The 14,151-nt window shown below is 72.6% G+C and carries 12 protein-coding genes, 1 pseudogene and 1 riboswitch; of the genes and pseudogenes, 7 read left to right on the forward strand and 6 right to left on the reverse strand.

Annotated elements, in window-relative coordinates:
- Nucleotides 1-12: 12 nt before the first annotated feature.
- A complete protein-coding gene (locus tag ABZ016_RS19705) occupies nucleotides 13-1,512 on the reverse strand; it encodes an IucA/IucC family protein (protein ID WP_356917906.1) in 1,500 nt (499 codons plus the stop codon).
- Between the two features lie 141 nt (nucleotides 1,513-1,653).
- On the opposite strand from ABZ016_RS19705, the gene ABZ016_RS19710 reads away from it, so the two are divergent.
- Together ABZ016_RS19710 and ABZ016_RS19715 are read left to right on the forward strand one after the other, a co-directional pair.
- The gene (locus ABZ016_RS19710) at nucleotides 1,654-3,207 is read left to right on the forward strand and encodes an IucA/IucC family protein (protein ID WP_356917907.1); all 1,554 of its coding nucleotides are present in this window, start codon (nucleotides 1,654-1,656) and stop codon (nucleotides 3,205-3,207) included.
- A gap of 107 nt (nucleotides 3,208-3,314) precedes the next feature.
- Nucleotides 3,315-4,478 carry an aromatic ring-hydroxylating dioxygenase subunit alpha gene (locus ABZ016_RS19715; RefSeq protein ID WP_356917908.1) on the forward strand — a complete coding sequence of 388 codons (1,164 nt, stop codon included), beginning with the start codon at nucleotides 3,315-3,317 and terminating at the stop codon, nucleotides 4,476-4,478.
- Here ABZ016_RS19715 and ABZ016_RS19720 read toward each other — a convergent pair.
- Nucleotides 4,469-5,260, reverse strand: coding sequence for a hypothetical protein (locus ABZ016_RS19720; protein WP_356917909.1), 792 nt, complete (start codon nucleotides 5,258-5,260; stop codon nucleotides 4,469-4,471). The genes ABZ016_RS19715 and ABZ016_RS19720 overlap by 10 nt on opposite strands.
- A 139-nt stretch (nucleotides 5,261-5,399) precedes the next feature.
- A riboswitch (cobalamin riboswitch) is annotated at nucleotides 5,400-5,526 on the forward strand.
- Between the two features lie 63 nt (nucleotides 5,527-5,589).
- On the opposite strand from ABZ016_RS19720, the gene ABZ016_RS19725 reads away from it, so the two are divergent.
- A complete protein-coding gene (locus ABZ016_RS19725) occupies nucleotides 5,590-5,961 on the forward strand; it encodes a (2Fe-2S) ferredoxin domain-containing protein (RefSeq protein WP_356917910.1) in 372 nt (123 codons plus the stop codon).
- A 15-nt stretch (nucleotides 5,962-5,976) separates the two neighbouring features.
- Here ABZ016_RS19725 and ABZ016_RS19730 read toward each other — a convergent pair whose 3' ends face one another.
- Nucleotides 5,977-7,479 (reverse strand): APC family permease, encoded by a 1,503-nt coding sequence (locus tag ABZ016_RS19730; protein WP_356917911.1) that lies wholly within the window; start codon nucleotides 7,477-7,479, stop codon nucleotides 5,977-5,979.
- Nucleotides 7,480-7,717: 238 nt separating this feature from the next.
- Here ABZ016_RS19730 and ABZ016_RS19735 point away from each other — a divergent pair.
- The 3 genes and pseudogenes from ABZ016_RS19735 (at nucleotide 7,718) to ABZ016_RS19745 (ending at nucleotide 9,891) form a co-directional block, all read left to right on the forward strand.
- Nucleotides 7,718-8,598 (forward strand): annotated as a pseudogene (locus ABZ016_RS19735) (alpha/beta hydrolase).
- 61 nt (nucleotides 8,599-8,659) lie between these two features.
- A complete protein-coding gene (locus tag ABZ016_RS19740) occupies nucleotides 8,660-9,574 on the forward strand; it encodes a HipA family kinase (protein WP_356917912.1) in 915 nt (304 codons plus the stop codon).
- Nucleotides 9,571-9,891 carry an Rdx family protein gene (locus tag ABZ016_RS19745; RefSeq protein WP_356917913.1) on the forward strand — a complete coding sequence of 107 codons (321 nt, stop codon included), beginning with the start codon at nucleotides 9,571-9,573 and terminating at the stop codon, nucleotides 9,889-9,891. Before ABZ016_RS19740 ends, ABZ016_RS19745 begins: the two co-directional genes overlap by 4 nt.
- A 7-nt stretch (nucleotides 9,892-9,898) precedes the next feature.
- Here the strand turns inward: ABZ016_RS19745 and aceB are convergent, their stop codons facing one another.
- Entirely contained in the window at nucleotides 9,899-11,524 is a 1,626-nt protein-coding gene (gene aceB / locus ABZ016_RS19750) for a malate synthase A (protein WP_356917914.1), read from the reverse strand.
- Between the two features lie 207 nt (nucleotides 11,525-11,731).
- On the reverse strand, nucleotides 11,732-12,346 hold the full coding sequence (locus tag ABZ016_RS19755) for a nucleotidyltransferase family protein (protein WP_356917915.1): 615 nt from the start codon (nucleotides 12,344-12,346) through the stop codon (nucleotides 11,732-11,734).
- 163 nt (nucleotides 12,347-12,509) lie between these two features.
- On the opposite strand from ABZ016_RS19755, the gene ABZ016_RS19760 reads away from it, so the two are divergent.
- Nucleotides 12,510-12,836, forward strand: a complete 327-nt coding sequence (locus ABZ016_RS19760; protein ID WP_356917916.1) for a DUF5955 family protein — start codon at nucleotides 12,510-12,512, stop codon at nucleotides 12,834-12,836.
- Between the two features lie 383 nt (nucleotides 12,837-13,219).
- On the opposite strand, the gene ABZ016_RS19765 is transcribed toward ABZ016_RS19760, so the two are convergent.
- A complete protein-coding gene (locus ABZ016_RS19765) occupies nucleotides 13,220-14,017 on the reverse strand; it encodes an IclR family transcriptional regulator (protein ID WP_345663370.1) in 798 nt (265 codons plus the stop codon).
- Between the last annotated feature and the right edge of the window lie 134 nt (nucleotides 14,018-14,151).

Genomic DNA, 14,151 nt, shown 5'->3' on the forward strand with positions numbered 1-14,151 from the left:
CCAAAACGAGCCTCAGACAAGAGGATTGGGCAGCTCCGCCCACTGGTCCCCGGCCGTCTGCGGGGAGAGCCGCATCAGCGTCAGCGCCTTCGTGGGCAGCGGGTCGGCGCGCAGCGCCGCGAGGTCCGGGGTGTCCGGCAGATCCCGCAGGGCCGCCTCCAGCGCCTCCGCGAGCGCCGCCCCCGACCCGGCCGTACCGGCCAGCGCGCCCGCCACGAGCGAGCCGAACAGCTTGCGCCGGAGCGCGCGTTCGTCGTCCGTGACCATGCGGGCGGGCAGGTCCGGCACCGGGATACCGTGCCGGGCGAGGCGGGCCGGGCTGACCCGGATGTCGGCCAGGTCCCGGTAGACCAGCCGCAGCGGATCGCCCGCCGGCGAGAGGACCACCAGGAGGTTCTGGCCGTGCGCCTCCAGTGCCACGCCCAGCTCCAGCAGCCGCAGGCCGACGCCGAGGGCGAGCCGCGCGAAGCCGGCCAGCCACCGCGGGGAGCGGGGGAGCGCGGTGGTGGCGAGCGCCGCCACCGGCAGGACCCGTTCGCCGCTCGCCGCGTACGCCTGCGGCGACTCCCGCAGCACGGCCGCGAAGTCGGGGGAGCCGGCCGCCGCCGCCCCCAGCGTACGGGTCATGTGCAACAGGCCGTCCGTGCGCGCCGCCGGAGTCTCTGCGAAGCCGGACAGCATCGCGGATGCGGCGACCGAGGGCAGTGAGATGTCCCGCACCGACGACGTCAGCCGGGCGCTGAGCGAGGTCTTGACGTGCGGCCCGCCGGGCAGCGCGAGGGTCCGCAGCGACATCAGCGGGTGCGCGGCACGCCGCTCCTCGCACACCCGCTTCAGTACGTGCGCCGCCTGCCAGGGATGCACCGGCAGCACCACCCGCTCCCCGTCCCGCAGCTCCCGCGGCCACGCACCGGCCACCAGGCACTCCTCCGCCCGCACCGGCACCAGCCCGAGCTCCACGACCGGCCGGTGCTCGGGCCCGTAGGCGAGCTGCTCGGCCACCGAGAAACCGGGCCGGGACCGGCACGTGGGGTGGAACGGGTGCCCGTCCACGATCCGCTGCTCCCACGCCCAGTCGCTCTCCGGCCACGCGTCCGGCCGCCCACGCTCCTCCTGTGCCGCCCTCGACAGCGCCAACGAGGCCACACTGTGCCCGACTTCAGCGGCGAACGACGCGGAATGCGGTACGGCGAGGTCTGTCACCAGCCGGGCCGGATCGTCGTACTCCGCCTCGTCGAGCCGTATGACGGACACGTATGCGCCGGTCGCGTAGGGGTCCGGCCGGGGGCCGTGCAGCCGGCGGCCGTCGGACAGCCACAGGGTCAGGCCGTCCCCGCCCCGCTCCCTGCGGACGACCCAGGGCAGCGGATCGTGGGCGAGACCGCGCCACAACCGGGACAGCACGGCCGCCCGGGCCCCGGGCAGTTCTGCCTCGTACCGCGGCACGAGACCGGGCCGTACGACGGCCAGCTCGTCGGCGACCTCGGTCTCGGCGGTGGGGGAACGGTGCACGGGCGGGCTCCTCGGGTACGAATAGGGCGTCACGACAGGGTGACGGCGTCACACATACTGATCATCTCCGCCCGGAAGTCCGGGGATCGTAAGTCCGGAGACCCGGAAGCCCGGAGATCCGGATGGGACCACAGGGAACGAGTGGAACGCGTGGACCTCATGCCCCCGCCCGGCGGCGGTGACTCCGCCCCCGGCGACTCCGCCCATGACGATCCGGTCACCGGTGGCCTCGCCGGACGCGCCGACGCCTACGCCGCCGTGCCGCTGCTGAACTGCCTGCTGCGGGAGGTGGCCCGGCCGGTGCGCAGGACGGGTGAGTACCGGGTCTACCACCTGCCCGCAGGGGACCGCCTGCTGCGGGTGCGCGGTACCCGGCGGCCCGCCGACCCCGAGGTGCGCACGGCGGGCGGCTGGCACCGCGTCGGCCACACCGAGCTGGTCAAACTCGTCGCCGACGAGCTGCGCCGGCACACCGGGCTGTCCAACGACGAACTGCCCGCCGAGATGATCGACAGCAGGGACGCGGTGGCCGTACTGCTCGCCGCCCGCGGCGGGACGCCCCCGCCCGACGACCTGTACCGGCGCTCCGAGCAGTCCCTCCTCACCGGCCACACCCACCACCCCGCCCCCAAGGCGCGCGGGGGCGGCCCCACCAACGGCTGGCTGCCGTACGCGCCGGAGGCGTACGCCCGGTTCCCGCTGACCCTGCTCGGGCTGCGCGAGGACACCGTCGTCGAGGAGGGCGACACCTCCGCCCTCGACGCCCTCGGCACGGCCCCGCCCGGCTACCGGCTGCTCCCCGCCCACCCCTGGCAGCTCGACCTGGCCGCTCCGGAGCTCGCCGCCGCCTTCGCGGACGGCAGACTCGTCCGGCTCGGCACCACCGCCCCCGGCACCTGGCCGACAGCTGCGATCCGCACGCTCTACGCACCCGCTCAGGACCTCTTCCTGAAGTTCAGCCTGGACGTGCGCATCACCAACGACATCCGCCGGCTGTGGCGCCACGACCTGCTCGCCATGCGCCGGACCGACGCGGCCGTGTGCGCCGCCTTCGAGACCTTCGAAGGCCCCCCGGCCTGGCTGAGCGACCGCGGCTACCGCACCGCCGACTTCGCCTTCGAGGCCCTGGCCGTCCTCGTCCGCGACGGCTTCCGCGGCCGACTGCTGCCGGGTGCCACCCCGCTGCTCGCCGCCGCGCTGGTCGAGGGCTTCGACGGCAGCCCGCTCGACCGCGCCGCCGACCCCGGGGCCTGGTGGGCGGCGTACCTCGCGCGGGTGGTGCCCCCGGCGCTGGCCGCCTTCGCCGGGTACGGCGTCGTCCTCGAGGCGCATCTGCAGAACACCCTGGTCGCGGTGGACGCCGAGGGCATGCCCGTGCAGGCGCTGTACCGGGACGCCGAGGGCGTCAAGCTGCTGCCGGAGGTGGAGCGGGAAGCCGGCTGGGAGCGGCTCGTGTACTGCCTGGTCGTCAACCACCTCGCCGAGATCGCCGGCGCCCTCGCCGAGCGCCATCCCGGCCTCGACCCCTGGCCCGCCGCCCGCCGCGAGCTCGCCCGCCACGACCTCCCCGAGATCCCCGCGCTGCTCGCCTCACCCACCCTCCCGGGCAAGACCAACCTCCTGCTGCGCTGGACGAACGCGAACGGCGCGGACGCGCGCTACCTGCCGCTGCCCAACCCGCTGCGCGGCACCTGAACACCGCTCACCCGTCCGGACCCCTCGGCAGAGCGGGGACGGCGGGCGGCGGTCAGGGTGGGGGTGGGGGTGGCTGTCCGTGCCGTGTCCCACCCGCGAGGAGAGGTATGACCGAAACCGACAGGGCCAGCGCCCTCGCCGCGGAACCCGCGGGGCACGGTGAAACGGACCCCGAGGCCGATCTCCGGCGGGTCGGGCTGCACCCCGACCACTGGTACCCGGTCGCCCTGTCCCGGCGCCTCGGCCACGAGCGGGTGCTGGCCACCGCGTTCGCGGGGGAGCGCATCGCCCTCTTCCGCGGCCGGAGCGGCGAGGTCCACGCGCTGGAGGACCGCTGCGCCCACCGGCAGGTGCCGCTGAGCATGGGAGTCGTGGAGGGCGAGACACTCCGCTGCCGCTACCACGCCTGGGCCTACCGCGGCGACGGCCGCATCTCACAGATCCCGTACCTGGCCAAGGGCGACCGCCGGCCACCGCGCGGCGTGCGCGGCTACCCCGTCCGCGAGGCGTACGGCCTGGTGTTCGTCTTCCCGGGCGACCCGCAGCGGGCCGCGGCCACGCCGCTGCCCGAACTGCCGGCCTACGGCTCGCCGCGGTACCGGACCATGACGTACTCCCGGACCGTGCACTGCCACTACTCGTTCATGCACGAGAACCTCCTCGACATGAACCACCAGTTCCTGCACCGGGGCGTGGTCGGCAGACTCCACCCCGAACTGCTGGGCTACCGGAGCGACGAGCGCTCGGTGGAGGCCGGCTACCTGTTCACCCACACCGGCGGAAAGCGGAACCGCAGCGCCGGCCTGCTGGCCTCGGAGGGCATCGGGGGCGGCACCGCCGATGTCATGACGATCCGCACCGAGTACCCGTACCAGACGCTCGACCTGGTCCCGGAGAACGCCGACCGCCCGGCCTTCCGCCTCTGGGCCGCCTACGTACCGGAGGACGCCGAGCAGCGCAGGTGTCACGCCTACGGACTGCTCATGATCGAGAAGCCGAAGGTTCCCGGCCTCCTCCGGCTGGCCTGGCCGTTCATCCGGCGCTTCACCGAGCGGGTGTTCGCCGAGGACCGCATGGCCGTGGAAGCGGAGCAGCGGGCCTGGGACGAGCAGGGCGAGGACCGCAACCACGAGGTGTTCCCGCTGATCCTCGACGTCCGAGAGGTGCTGCGCGCGAACGGCGTCCCCATCGAGGCCCGGCCCGCCGGGTGCGGCGGTGCGGCGCCCTGCGGTGGCGCGCGGCTCTCCGGCGGTACGCGGGATCAGGAGTGACGTGACGCGGTGGCCGGGGCGTCCGGCTCAGCGGCGTCCGGGGTGCCCGGGGTGGCCGGGGCGTCGTCGTCCAGATCGCCGCGGAGGGCGGCGATGGCGAAGGCCGTCATGGACGCCAGGGCGAGCAGCGCGAGTGGCCCCCAGATCGCCGGGATCGACCAGAGCGGCCAGTCGTTGGCGGACTGCGCCCACAGCGTCAGGAGGGCCGCGCCGGCCATGGCGACGCCGTGCCCCCGCACCACCGAGGCCGCCTTCGCATGACGTCGGTCGCGCCGGGCGAACAGCGGCCACGCCCCACCGACGACGGCGGGCAGCCCGAACGAGAAACAGATCAGGGCGCCGCCGAGACGGTCCTCGGGCCACCCCACGGGCGAGTCGGACGTCCGCTGCCGTCGATCGCCGTCGTCGCGCACCTCGACGACCTCCCCCTGCCAGATCAGGCCCACGACCTTGTCGCCCGGCGCCAGCTCCGACACCACCGGGTCGGCGTGCAGGAACGTCACCTCCCAGGGCTTGCCGGAGGGCGGCACCAACTCCGCCTCAGGTGGGGCGTTCCGCTCCCCGCGGTGCGTGTCGGCGCCGCGGACGGTGAACGCCTGCTCCCACCGGCACCCCGAAGCCTTCACCGGCACCGAGGCGCACACCGGGGCGGAGCGGAACTCCCGCTCCCGGTCCAGAGCTCCACGCACCTCCAGGGCACTGGCCACCCCGAAGGCGAGTGCCAGGACACCCATCAGCAGCCACGCCACGCTCCCCGCCGCCCGCCGCTTCCCCGCCCCCACCGAGCCTCCCCGTTCCTCACACAATTCCCTCGAACCGTACCGGAACCCGACGGCCGGTCCCTCAGTCGCAGCCTCCCCGGCCCCTCACCCGCAGCCCCCGGCCCCATGGCAGGATGGCCGTCGATTAAGGCGACGGCGGAACGAGGAAGCCGGTGTGAATCCGGCGCGGTCCCGCCACTGTGATCGGTGAGCCGCTCCCGACAGGCCACTGCCCGCGGACGGGTGGGAAGGCCGGGACCGGCGTCGACCCGAGAGCCAGGAGACTCACGCGGTCGCCTCCTCGACCGACCACCGGGGCGGATCTCCCCGGGAGAGAGGGAAGGTGCGGCATGTCCGCAACGCCGGCCGGAGGGCTTCCGTGCCGCATCGTCGTGTGCCGGGACTGCTGCTGCGGCAGCCGCAAGGTGACCGGTGTCGACCACGTCGCCCAGACCGAGCGGCTGCGGGCGGCCGCGCCGGTCCGGATCTCCGACTGCCTCGACGTCTGCGACCAGGCCAACGTCATCGTCGTCCAGCCCTCCGCGGCGGGCCGGGCGGCCGGTGGGCGGCCGGTGTGGCTCGGGCTGGTCAACGACCCCGCCGCGACCGAGGACATCGTCTCCTGGGTCCGGGAGGGCGGTCCCGGTGTCGCCCCGCGTCCCGAGATCCTCGACCTGTACGCCTTCAGCCCGCTCGCGAAACGGCGCCCGGACCGCTCATGAGGAGAACCGGCGGCTTCAGGACTCCTCGCCGTGCACGAGGGCGGGGTCGACCGTGCTGGGGCGTTCCGACCAGAACGCGGGGGCCCTCAGCCGCCACACGACCATCAGGACCACGCCCGTGAGGGCGATGCCGATGCCGATGACGAGCGGCGGACCGATCCCGAACCACGAGACGCCGCTGTAGGAGTTGGCGGGGTCGGCCATGTCCGACACGGACTCCACCAGCAGCCACGCCAGCAGCCCGGCACCGATCAGCGGGCCGAGACCGATCAGCAGGAAGTCGCGGGCGCCGCGGGTCAGTTCGCGGCGGTAGTAGACCGCGCACGCCAGCCCCGTGAGCGCGTAGTAGAACGCGATCAGCAGGGACAGCGCGGTCAGGGAGTCGAAGAGGGCGTTCTCGCTGATGTGGAAGAGGACGAGGTACCAGACGATGGCGATGCCGGCGACCCACCAGGTGCTCACGTCGGGGGTGCGGAACCGGGGGTGGATGCGGCCGAAGTGCGCGGGCAGGGCGTGCCGGCGTGCCATGGACAGCCCCGTGCGCGAGGCCGGGATGATCGTCGTCTGCGTGGAGGCGAGCGCGGACGTCGACACCGCCAGCAGCACGACCCAGTCCCAGCCGCCCATCGCCTCCTCGGCGAGCAGCGCGAAGATGAACTCCTCCTCCGCCGCGTTCTCGGCGAGGTAGGCCGTCCCGGCGTAGGCCACGACCGCGAAGGCGACCGCGATGTAGGTCACCAGCAGCAGCACCGTCGACCACACGGCAGCCTTGCCGGGCGCGATCGCGGAGTCCTCGACCTCCTCGGTGAGGTTGACCGCCGACTCCCAGCCCCAGTAGATGAACACACCCAGCAGCAGGGACGCGGTGAGCGGCGCCCCGCCGGCTCCGAACGGGTCCAGCCAGCCGATCTTGGGCTCGACGGAGTCCAGGGTGCCGGTGCCGGCGTAGACGCGGTACAGCGCCACCACGGCGAAGGCGAGCAGGCAGGCGACCTGCGCCAGGATGAGGACGTTCTGCACCTTGGCCGACACGTCGATACCGATGACGCAGACGGCCGTCATCACGAGGATCAGCAGCACGGTGAGCACCTGGCGCACGACGTCGTTGTCGGCCCAGCCGTCCAGTCCGACGGCGAGCAGGAAGAAGGTCACGGCGACGTCCGCGAGCGACCCGACCACCAGGACACCGGTCATCGTGATGGCCCAGCCGCCGAGCCAGCCCGCCCACGGCCCCATGGCCCGGGTGACCCAGGAGAAGGTCGTGCCGCAGTCCTGGTCCACCTTGTTGAGGTAGTAGAACGCGGACGCGATCAGCAGCATGGGCACGAACGACGCGAGCATCACCCCGGGGGCGTAGAGGCCCACCAGCGCCACGATCGGGCCGATGACCGCTGCCACGGAGTAGGCCGGGGAGGTCGCGTTGAGCCCGATGACCAGGGCGTCGAGGAACCCGATCGCATCGGGCTTCAGACTCGCGGACGGCGGCGGGCCCGCGTCCTCCGTGACCTCGTCGGCCATGCTCGTCACTCCCGTTGTGCGTGGATGGATCCATACAACAGGCAGGTGTGAGGTATGGCGTTCATTGATGGCGGTTCAGCCGCTTGATGTCGCTTTACATCGCTTTCCGGCGCTGGTTCGCGACCCCCAGGGCCAGGCCGGGAGTCATCCGGGAAGCGTGGGGCACTTGACAGGCCGACGACGGGGTGTCCTGCTCCGGCGCCGCATGAGCCACCACGCTCGAGACACAGGGGGGCACGTGTTCGACGGTTTCTCGTTGGCGCGATGTGCGGGAGACGGCGCTGACCTGCGGGTGCGTTTAGGCGGGAGCGGTCCGGCGGTGCTGCTCCTGCATGGTCATCCGCGCACGCACGCGACCTGGCACCGCGTCGCCCCGCTGCTGGCCGCGGCCGGTCACACGGTCGTCTGCCCCGACCTCCGGGGCTACGGCGAGTCCGACAAGCCCCCGACCGACCCGGAGCACCGTCCCTACTCCAAGCGAGCCATGGCCGGAGACTGCCTGGCGGTCATGCGCCGACTCGGGCACCAGCGTTTCGCCGTCGTCGGGCACGACCGGGGCGCGTACGTGGCCACGCGCCTCGCTCTGGACCACCCGGAGGCCGTGTCCGCCGTCAGCGTGCTGGACGCCGTCCCCATCGGTGAGGCGCTGCGGCGCTGCGACGCGACATTCGCCGCGAGCTGGTGGCACTGGTTCTTCCTCGGACAGACCGACAAGCCCGCCGAGCGCGTCATCAGCGCCGACCCGGACGCCTGGTACAAGGCCGGCCCCGAGGAGATGGGCGCCGAGCGTACGAGGACTACCGCCGCGCGATCCACGATCCGGCCACCGTGCACGCCATGTGCGAGGACTACCGGGCGGGCCTCGGTGTCGACCGGGAGCACGACGACGCCGACCGGCGAGCCGGCCGGCGTATCGGGTCCCCGCTGCAGGTGCTGTGGGCGACCCGTGACGACATGGCCGACCTCTACGGCGACGTGCTGGGTGTCTGGCGCGACTGGGCGGGCGACCGCCTCGACGGTGGCCCGATCGTTTCCGGACACCACATGGCCGAAGAGGCACCCGAAGAACTCGTCACCCAGCTGCGCGACTTCTGGCAGGACAGCGGGGTCCACCGCTGACCATGCCCTCCGCCCCGGGCGCGCACTATGCTCACACCATGCACGCGAACGGTCCGGGAACATGCTGAGAGAGGTCACCGCCACCCGCTACGTCGCGCCCCTGCGTTCCGGCGGTTCCGTCCCCGGTGTCGTCGAGGCGGACGACCTGGGCACGTACGTCGTGAAGTTCACCGGCTCCGCGCAGGGCCGCAAGGCGCTGGTCGCCGAGGTCGTCGTGGGTGAACTGGCCCGGGCTCTCGGGCTGCGGTTCCCCGAACTGGTCCTGGTGCGCTTCGACCCGGCGGTCGCGGACGACGAGCCGCACCAGGAGGTGCGCGAGCTGCACGCGGCCAGCGCGGGGGTGAACCTCGGCATGGACTACCTGCCGGGTGCGCGGGACTTCACGCCCGAGGTCGCGGGAGTCTTCCCGGTCGATCCCCTGGAAGCGGGGCGGATCGTCTGGCTCGACGCCCTGACCGTGAACGTCGACCGCACCGTCCACAGCTCCAACCTGATGGTCTGGCCCACGCTGGGCGTCGCGCCCCCGCGCCTGTGGCTGATCGACCACGGCGCCGCCCTCGTCTTCCACCACCGCTGGGACGGCAGCGACCCGGCCAAGGTCTACGACTTCCGGCACCACGCCCTCGGCCACTATGGGCCCGACGTCCGGGCCGCCGACGTCGAACTCGCGCCCAGGGTGACCGAGGATCTGCTGCGGCGGATCCTCGCGGAGGTCCCGGACGCCTGGCTGGCGGACGAGCCGGGCTTCGCCACGCCGGACGCGGCGCGTGCGGCGTACGTGGCGTACCTCCACGCGCGCGTGCGGGCCTCCGGGGCCTGGCTGCCCACCGGCTTCCCCTCTCCGGAGGAGCTCGCCGCCGAGGAGGCCCTGCGCGCGGCGAGGAACCAGCAAGGACGCCCCGCGTGGCTTAAACAGGTCCCCGACCTGCACGGCAAGCCCGGGGCCCGGCAGGATTGGTCGGTACACCTCGGATGACGGACGTTCAGCGGGTCGAGATCGAGCTCGCGGAGGATTCCCCGGACGCCCCGCGGCGGGTCGAGATCGAGTACTGCACCCAGTGCCGCTGGCTGCCCCGCGCGGCATGGCTGGCGCAGGAGCTGCTCACGACCTTCGAGGCCGAACTGACGGAACTGGCGCTGAAGCCCGGCAGGGGCGGGGTGTTCGTGGTCCGCGTCGGCGACGAGGTGGTCTGGGACCGGCGCGAGCAGGGCTTCCCCGAGCCGACGGCCGTGAAGAAGGCCGTACGCGACCGGGTGGCCCCGGGCAAGTCCCTGGGCCACTCGGAGCGGTAGCGGCTGTTCAGCCCTTGAGCTGCTCGTACGCCGGCAGGGTCAGGAAGTCGGCGTAGTCCTCGTCGAGGGAGACCTTCAGCAGCAGGTCGTGCGCCTGCTGCCAGTTGCCGGCCGCGAAGGCCTCGTCGCCGATCTCGGCGCGGACGTTCGCCAGTTCCTCGGCGGCGACCTTGCGGGCCAGCTCGGCGGTGACCGGCTCGCCGTTGTCGAGGACGACGCCCGCGTTGATCCACTGCCAGATCTGGGAGCGGGAGATCTCGGCGGTGGCCGCGTCCTCCATCAGGTTGAAGATCGCGACCGCGCCGAGGCCGCGCAGCCACGCCTCGATGTAACGGATGCCGACCTGCACGGCGTTGACCAGTCCCGCGTAGGTCGGCTTGGCGTCGAGGGAGTCGATGGCGATCAGGTCGGCCGCCTTGACGTCGACGTCCTCGCGCAGCCGGTCCTTCTGGTTCGGCTTGTCGCCCAGCACCTTGTCGAAGGACTCCATGGCGATCGGCACGAGGTCGGGGTGGGCGACCCAGGAGCCGTCGAAACCGTCGTTCGCCTCGCGGTCCTTGTCGGCCCGGACCTTCTCGAAGGCGACCTTGTTGACCTCGGCGTCCCGGCGGGACGGGATGAACGCGGCCATGCCGCCGATGGCGTGCGCGCCGCGCTTGTGGCAGGTGCGGACGAGGAGTTCGGTGTACGCGCGCATGAACGGGGCGGTCATCGTCACCGCGTTGCGGTCCGGCAGGACGAACTTGGCGCCGCCGTCCCGGAAGTTCTTGACGATGGAGAACAGGTAGTCCCAGCGGCCCGCGTTCAGCCCGGAGGCGTGGTCGCGCAGCTCGTAGAGGATCTCCTCCATCTCGTACGCGGCCGTGATCGTCTCGATCAGCACGGTCGCCCGGACGGTGCCCTGCGGGATGCCGACGTAGTCCTGCGCGAAGACGAAGACCTCGTTCCAGAGGCGGGCCTCCAGGTGCGACTCCGTCTTCGGGAGGTAGAAGTACGGGCCCTTGCCCAGGCCCAGCAGGCGCTTGGCGTTGTGGAAGAAGTACAGCCCGAAGTCGACGAGGGCGCCGGGCACCGGCGTGCCGTCGGCGTCGACGAGGTGACGCTCGTTCAGGTGCCAGCCGCGGGGGCGCATCACGACCGTGGCGAGTTCCTCGTTCGCCTTCAGGGCGTACGACTTGCCGGACTTCGGGTCCGTGAAGTCGATGTTCCGGGTGTAGGCGTCGGTGAGGTTGAGCTGGCCGAGGACCACGTTCTCCCAGGTCGGCGCGGAGGCGTCCTCGAAGTCCGCGAGCCACACCTTCGCGCCCGAGTTGAGGGCGTTGATGGTCATCTTGCGGTCGGTCGGGCCGGTGATCTCCACCCGGCGGTCGTTCAGGGCCTCGGGGGCCGGGGCGACCTTCCAGGAGTCGTCGGCGCGGATGGCGGCCGTCTCCGGGAGGAAGCCGAGGGTGGAGGTGCGCGCGATCTCGGCGCGGCGCTCGGCGCGGCGGGCGAGGAGCTCGTCACGCCGGGGCGTGAACCGCCGGTGCAGCTCGGCCACGAAGGCGAGCGCCGCTTCGGTGAGCACTTCCTCCTGCCGGGACAGGGGCTCGGCGTCGACGATGGCCAGCGGGGACGGCGCTGGTGCGGACATGGACTGTCACTTCCTTCAGCGAGCTACGAAGACGAGCCGGCGGTTCGGCACCGGGTGCCAGTCTTCCCGAATACGGCGTTCCGCGCCCTCAGAGCCCTCGGGCGCTTCTGAACAGTGGATACTAGTTTCCTCATAGTGGAAGTTCAATCGTGTGTTGACGTCGAGATTCTCTGACTCGAGGCAAGGTGGCTCTGCGTGCCACGCCGTTCACTCAAGGTGGGCCAGATCGGCCTCGGTGTCGATGTCGAAGGGCCGCGCGACGTCGCCGCACTCCACGAGCGTGATCTCCGGCACGTGCTCCTGCAGATAGGCCCGTGCCCCCCGGTCCCCGGTCGCGGTCGCGGCGATACCCGCCCAGTGGGCGGCACCGAACAGCACGGGATGACCGCGAACTCCCTCGTAGGCGGCCGACACCAGGGACGTCTCACCCGTGTGGGCCTCCCGGACCCGGGCCACCGCCTCGGGCCCGATGCCGGGCTGGTCGACGAGGCAGACCAGGGCGGCACCGGCCCCGCTCCCGGCGAGCGAGTTAAGCCCGGCCCGCAAGGACGTCCCCATGCCCAGTTCCCAGCCCGGGTTGTCGACGAGGACGCAGTCCGGCAGGAGGGCCCGGGCGCGCACCTCGTCCGACCGGGCGCCCAGCACCACGTGGACGCGTGTGCAACCGCCCTCGCGCAGCACCCGCACCGCGTGCTCCACGAGGGGCCGGCCCCGGTGGGTCAGCAGGGCCTTGGGGTGCCCGCCGAGTCGCCGTCCGCCCCCGGCGGCGAGCAGCAACCCCGCAACCTCGGACCCCTCGTACGTCGTCTTCCTTGTCGTCATGGGTCCTGCATACCGCACCGGTAGGTCACTCAGCGGAGCAAGTCGATGACGCAATGGACTGGCGCCTGGTGGGTCGTGTCGTTTACTGTCCCCGCACCGACCGGCCGGGTGTCCTCGGGCCGGAAGGGCAGGCGCACGACGAGGTGCGAGGGGGAGGACTGTGTTGCGGAGCGTGGAGCAGAAGCGGCAGGGGGCTGTGACCGGCGGCGACCGGGATCCGCGTGTGACGGAGCTGCGCTCCGCCGTGGCGCGGCTGCGCCGCAGGCTCGCCGCCCATCCCGGCGAGTTCGCCGACCGGAGCATCGCCGAGGAGGAACTGGCCGCGCTGGACGCGGTGGCCGCGGGCGGCGCCCCCGAGATCTCGCGGCTGCGCCGCTCCCTGCTGCTGGTCGCCGGTGCGATCGGCTCGGTGAGCGCGCTGTCCCCGGACCTGACGGAGCTCCGCCGGGCCGTGGATCTCTTCGGAGGGCCGGTGCGCGGGCAGGGTTAGGTGTGCCGGGGTTGGTGGCGCGGTAGGCCGGGGTGTCGGGCGCGTTCCCGGGCCCGTCGGAGAAACCGGTCGCCCGGTGCGGGACGGGCGGTTCAGGCTGTCCGTCATGATGCCGCGTCGACGCCGCGCTTCGCCGACCCTGGCGATGTTCCCCCGGCTGCCGCTCTGGATGAAGTCGGCGCACCGCCGTCCGGCGGTGCCGGCCGGCCTCGCGACGCTCCGGGACCTCGCCGGCCGCACGGCCCCCGCCGACGGCTCCGACGCCGCCCACGAACGCGGCGACCGCCCGCGCCATCACACCGGCATGCTCTTCCGCGGCGGCCCGTACCGAGCGCGAACCTCCGGCCGGTACCTGCCGGAGGGACGAGCCGACCGTCAGCCCGTCACGCGGGGTTCTGGCTCGCGAGGGCCTCGGAGAGTTCGGCGGCGATCTGCTGGAGCACCGGCACGATCTTTTCCGTCGCCGCCTCCGTGACCCGGCCCGCCGGGCCGGAGATGGAGATGGCCGCGGCGGTGGGGGAGTCGGGCACCTGGACGGCCAGGCAACGGACCCCGATCTCCTGCTCGTTGTCGTCGATCGCGTACCCCTGGCCGCGCACGTCCTCCAGCGCCGCGAGGAACCCCTCGGGAGTCGTGATCGTCTTCTCCGTCGCGGCGGGCATGCCCGTGCGGGCGAGCAGCGCGCGCACCTCCTCCGGCGGGAAACCGGCGAGCAGCGCCTTGCCCACGCCGGTGGAGTGCGGCAGCACCCGCCGGCCGACCTCTGTGAACATGCGCATCGAGTGCTTCGACGGAACCTGCGCCACGTAGACGATCTCGTCCCCGTCCAGCAGCGCCATGTTCGCCGTCTCGCCGGTCTCCTCGACCAGCCGGGCGAGATAGGGCCGCGCCCAGGTGCCCAGCAGCCGGGAGGCGGACTCGCCGAGGCGGATCAGGCGCGGGCCGAGCGCGTACCGGCGGTTGGGCTGCTGCCGTACGTACCCGCAGGCCACCAGCGTGCGCATCAGGCGATGGATGGTCGGCAGGGGCAGCCCGCTGCTCGCGGACAGCTCGCTCAGGCCGACCTCGCCCCCCGCGTCCGCCATCCGTTCGAGCAGATCGAAGGCGCGCTCCAGGGACTGGACGCCGCCGTTGGCGGAGGACCGGGCGGAGTCGGTGGTGCTGGCGCTGGACGTCGGCACGGCGCGTTCCTTTCGGGACTGGCGGAAGAGCTGAAGCCTACCCGGCAGTCGGTTGACTCCCCGCTCGTACGTAGCTACGTTCTGCGTGCTGGAAGTTTAATTCCGCTTTGTGGAAACGTCCAGTGTGTATGCAT

It is taken from the genome of Streptomyces sp. NPDC006372, assembly GCF_040612515.1.
Taxonomy (GTDB): domain Bacteria; phylum Actinomycetota; class Actinomycetes; order Streptomycetales; family Streptomycetaceae; genus Streptomyces.

What these genes read in the sequence shown, in the direction of transcription:
- ABZ016_RS19745 (WP_356917913.1), top strand. Translation starts at nt 9,571, where the DNA reads ATGACGGACGTTCAGCGGGTCGAGATCGAGCTCGCGGAGGATTCCCCG.
- aceB (WP_356917914.1), bottom strand. Translation starts at nt 11,524, where the DNA reads ATGTCCGCACCAGCGCCGTCCCCGCTGGCCATCGTCGACGCCGAGCCC.
- ABZ016_RS19730 (WP_356917911.1), bottom strand. Translation starts at nt 7,479, where the DNA reads ATGGCCGACGAGGTCACGGAGGACGCGGGCCCGCCGCCGTCCGCGAGT.
- ABZ016_RS19725 (WP_356917910.1), top strand. Translation starts at nt 5,590, where the DNA reads ATGTCCGCAACGCCGGCCGGAGGGCTTCCGTGCCGCATCGTCGTGTGC.
- ABZ016_RS19755 (WP_356917915.1), bottom strand. Translation starts at nt 12,346, where the DNA reads ATGACGACAAGGAAGACGACGTACGAGGGGTCCGAGGTTGCGGGGTTG.
- ABZ016_RS19740 (WP_356917912.1), top strand. Translation starts at nt 8,660, where the DNA reads ATGCTGAGAGAGGTCACCGCCACCCGCTACGTCGCGCCCCTGCGTTCC.
- ABZ016_RS19715 (WP_356917908.1), top strand. Translation starts at nt 3,315, where the DNA reads ATGACCGAAACCGACAGGGCCAGCGCCCTCGCCGCGGAACCCGCGGGG.